A 2,778-nucleotide genomic window follows, 5' to 3' on the forward strand; every position below is an offset into this window, starting at 1 on the left:
AAACCCGCTATTTCGGATATTCAGCAGCCTCCATTTTCATCCGCACTAACCCTAACTTATCGTTATTAAATACAAAAGCTTTAATGGGAAGTTTGTAAGTTACCGTGCTAATAAAATCTCCCATAAGTATCGTAAAGGCGCCATCTCCGCAAAGGGTGACTACCGAATGTTCTCGGTCGAGCGCTTGTAATACCAATGGCTTGAATAAAAGCATTTGCCATTGAGGCCAGGTTAAAAGAGGCAATAAAATCGCGCCTTCCTTTCATTTGTATGTGGCGTCGCATCGAAATAATGGGCTTACTCGTATCCGCAGTAGAGACAGCGTCCTTACTAGCATAGTAATCGATGTAATGGGCTAAGGCTTGGGGGCGAACGTAATTCTTATTGCTATGAGAAACGCGTTTTAAAATAAAGTAGTGTCCCATTTTTAGCGTTTTTCCTGCACTTTTTTTTAAATGAGAATCGTGTTTTTTTGGCGAATCATGGGGAATAGGGTTGTGACAGTTTTTTTCACATCTTTTGGGGAGGGTTCCAATGTCTGAGGGGGACCGATAGCATGAGCAACCCCTTGACGCGCTAACGCCGTTTGCGCAGCTAATAAACCTAAACGAGGCATTTGCTCTCGGGGGGGGGATAACAGTTTCATTATAAACAGAGATATCGTCGAACAACTGATCTAAATTAATTTCTTCGTGATAATCCCTTCCAATTTCATCTCGCGGTGTCTGAACTGTAAGGGCTAACACAGGGGCGTATTCGTATTTGGTATCGTACAATCTATTTAGAAGATAAACAACACCGGGTCCCACCGTTTCTACACAAAGGCCTAGTTTTCCAGTCAATTTAGCTTGTGTTCCTGAAGCGAAAGCACCCGTTTCTTCGTGGCGAACAGTGATCCATTCGAAACGTTTATGTTTGTCAGTTCTTAGTGCATCGACAAGAGGATTAATGGCATCTCTCTAAAAACTCCGAAAATTTGTTGATTGTTGCATCCATGAATAATGTGGAGCATTATTTCCCATAGGGTAATACTCATGGTAGTTTCCTTAATAATAGCCTCTTAATTATTAAAAAATAGATGTCACCTGTTTCCTTGTCAAACATCTTATATTTTTCTTCTATTCGCTGAGTTCCTCACTCCTGTCCTATTTTTAAAGTCAAAAAATTGGACAATTTCATGAGCAACAAATTTCTTAAAAACTAAATAGGTAAATAAATAATTTTAAAATTTCATTTTCTTGGAAGGCGAGAGAAAGGAGTTTTATTTTAGAACAGATTATTTTAGAACAGATTATTTTAGAACAGATATAAAAGTTTCTACAATTATCAAAATTTTTCCGGATCAAGAGGTATTGCATTGCGCTGGCAATTGAAGGTTAAGTAGTTTGCCTGAGGTAGAATTCCATATAAAACGCTATGCGGAACAGGCCACACTGACAACTACAATTAACGCTCAAAATATAATAAAAATGGATAGCGTAGGCGCTTTACTTTTTCACACTTTAATAAGCCAGCTCCAATCATTAGAGAAAAGTTTGGAAATTCAAGGGTTGAATCAAAATACTAAAACTTTTACGGCCATTTTGTGCGATTTCGCTCCTTTGATTATTGTCATTATTGCGGCAGGACGAACGAGTACAGCATTTACAGTACAAATTAGCACTATAAAGGTAAATGAGGAAATCGACGCGCTGAATACAATGGGTGTATCCCCACTTGAACATCTCATTTTACCAAAAATTTTTGCCTTATTAATCACGTTAACCTTGCTTATGGATAGCTTGGGCAGATATTTTTGCAGTTTTTGGTAGTATGCTATGCTCATGGCTAAATTCCAATTAGACATTGGCTATGTAGTTTATTTAGACCGATTTCAGCATGCTATTCCTCCGCGTCATTATTTATGGGGGTTTGTCAGGTTGATTAAAGCTTCCGGTATTCGGCTTAATTATTGCAGCTGTGGGTTGTTTTCAAGATTTTCAAGTGGCTGCCACAGCAGATAGCGTAGGTCAAAAAACCACTCAAAGCGCAGTGCAATCCATTTTTCTTATTATCATTGCCGATGCTATTTTTTCTGTGATATTTAGTTGGCGAGGTATCTGATCGCTGCTTTTGAACCTTCTCAGCCTCTGATTGAGATTCGTGGTTTGCGTAATCAATTGGGGGGCTTATTCACGAGAAGTTAGAATTATTCATTAATCGAGGAGAAATCGTTGCCATCATCGGTCCTAGCGGATGCAGTAAAACAACTTTATTGCACAGTATTTTGAAGCTTCAAAAACCTACAGCTGGGGATATTCAAGTTTTTGGTATAAACGTAGCTAATTGTACAGAAGCCGAAGCTTTGTCTGTACAGCGGTGATGGGGAGTGATGTTTCAAAGCTCTGCGTTATTCAGTTCACTGTGCGTTTTAGAAAATGTTCTTTTTCCGTTACAGGAATATTCAAATTTAGAATCAGACACATAAACAGAAGTTGCATTAACTGGATTAGAGTGATGCAGCGAATAAATACCCTGCTAAGTTTAGCGGAGGTATGAAAAAACGTGCTGCCTTAGCCCGTGCTATCGCATTAGACCCAGAACTTGTATTTCTCGATGAACCGACTACTGGATTGGATCCTAAAAGCGCGAGCGAAATGGATGAATTAATTTTATATCTAAAAGAAATATCTAAAGGAAACTCTTGGATTAACGGTGGTTTTAGTAACTCACGATCTCGATACACTATGGCGAGTTACTGAACGGATTATTTTTAAGTGAAAGAAAAGTTTTAGTGGC

Annotated in this window: 6 protein-coding genes and 1 pseudogene; 4 read left to right on the top strand and 3 right to left on the bottom strand. The window is 38.7% G+C overall.

All coding sequences use genetic code 11. The features are described 5' to 3' along the window. Positions 1 to 7: 7 nt before the first annotated feature. The 3 genes and pseudogenes from B1F79_RS03050 to B1F79_RS06895 all read right to left on the bottom strand — a co-directional run. Entirely contained in the window at positions 8 to 244 is a 237-nt protein-coding gene (locus B1F79_RS03050) for a thiamine pyrophosphate-dependent enzyme (protein WP_251365947.1), read from the bottom strand. Between the two features lie 207 nt (positions 245 to 451). Then, positions 452 to 616, bottom strand: coding sequence for a hypothetical protein (locus B1F79_RS03055; RefSeq protein ID WP_251365948.1), 165 nt, complete (start codon positions 614 to 616; stop codon positions 452 to 454). Positions 617 to 686: 70 nt separating this feature from the next. Next, positions 687 to 950: pseudogene (locus tag B1F79_RS06895) on the bottom strand (thiamine pyrophosphate-binding protein); the annotation flags it as partial. A 435-nt stretch (positions 951 to 1,385) separates the two neighbouring features. Between B1F79_RS06895 and B1F79_RS03060 the strand changes: the two are divergent. From B1F79_RS03060 to B1F79_RS03075, 4 genes are all read left to right on the top strand, one after another. Beyond that, positions 1,386 to 1,811, top strand: coding sequence for an ABC transporter permease (locus B1F79_RS03060; RefSeq protein ID WP_251365949.1), 426 nt, complete (start codon positions 1,386 to 1,388; stop codon positions 1,809 to 1,811). Between the two features lie 148 nt (positions 1,812 to 1,959). Next, positions 1,960 to 2,103, top strand: a complete 144-nt coding sequence (locus B1F79_RS03065) for an ABC transporter permease (RefSeq protein ID WP_251365950.1) — start codon at positions 1,960 to 1,962, stop codon at positions 2,101 to 2,103. 118 nt (positions 2,104 to 2,221) lie between these two features. Then, on the top strand, positions 2,222 to 2,362 hold the full coding sequence (locus B1F79_RS03070) for an ATP-binding cassette domain-containing protein (RefSeq protein WP_251365952.1): 141 nt from the start codon (positions 2,222 to 2,224) through the stop codon (positions 2,360 to 2,362). A 172-nt stretch (positions 2,363 to 2,534) separates the two neighbouring features. Then, the gene (locus tag B1F79_RS03075; protein ID WP_251365951.1) at positions 2,535 to 2,741 is read left to right on the top strand and encodes a hypothetical protein; all 207 of its coding nucleotides are present in this window, start codon (positions 2,535 to 2,537) and stop codon (positions 2,739 to 2,741) included. Positions 2,742 to 2,778: the final 37 nt, after the last annotated feature.

Source organism: Coxiella-like endosymbiont of Rhipicephalus sanguineus (assembly GCF_018687865.1).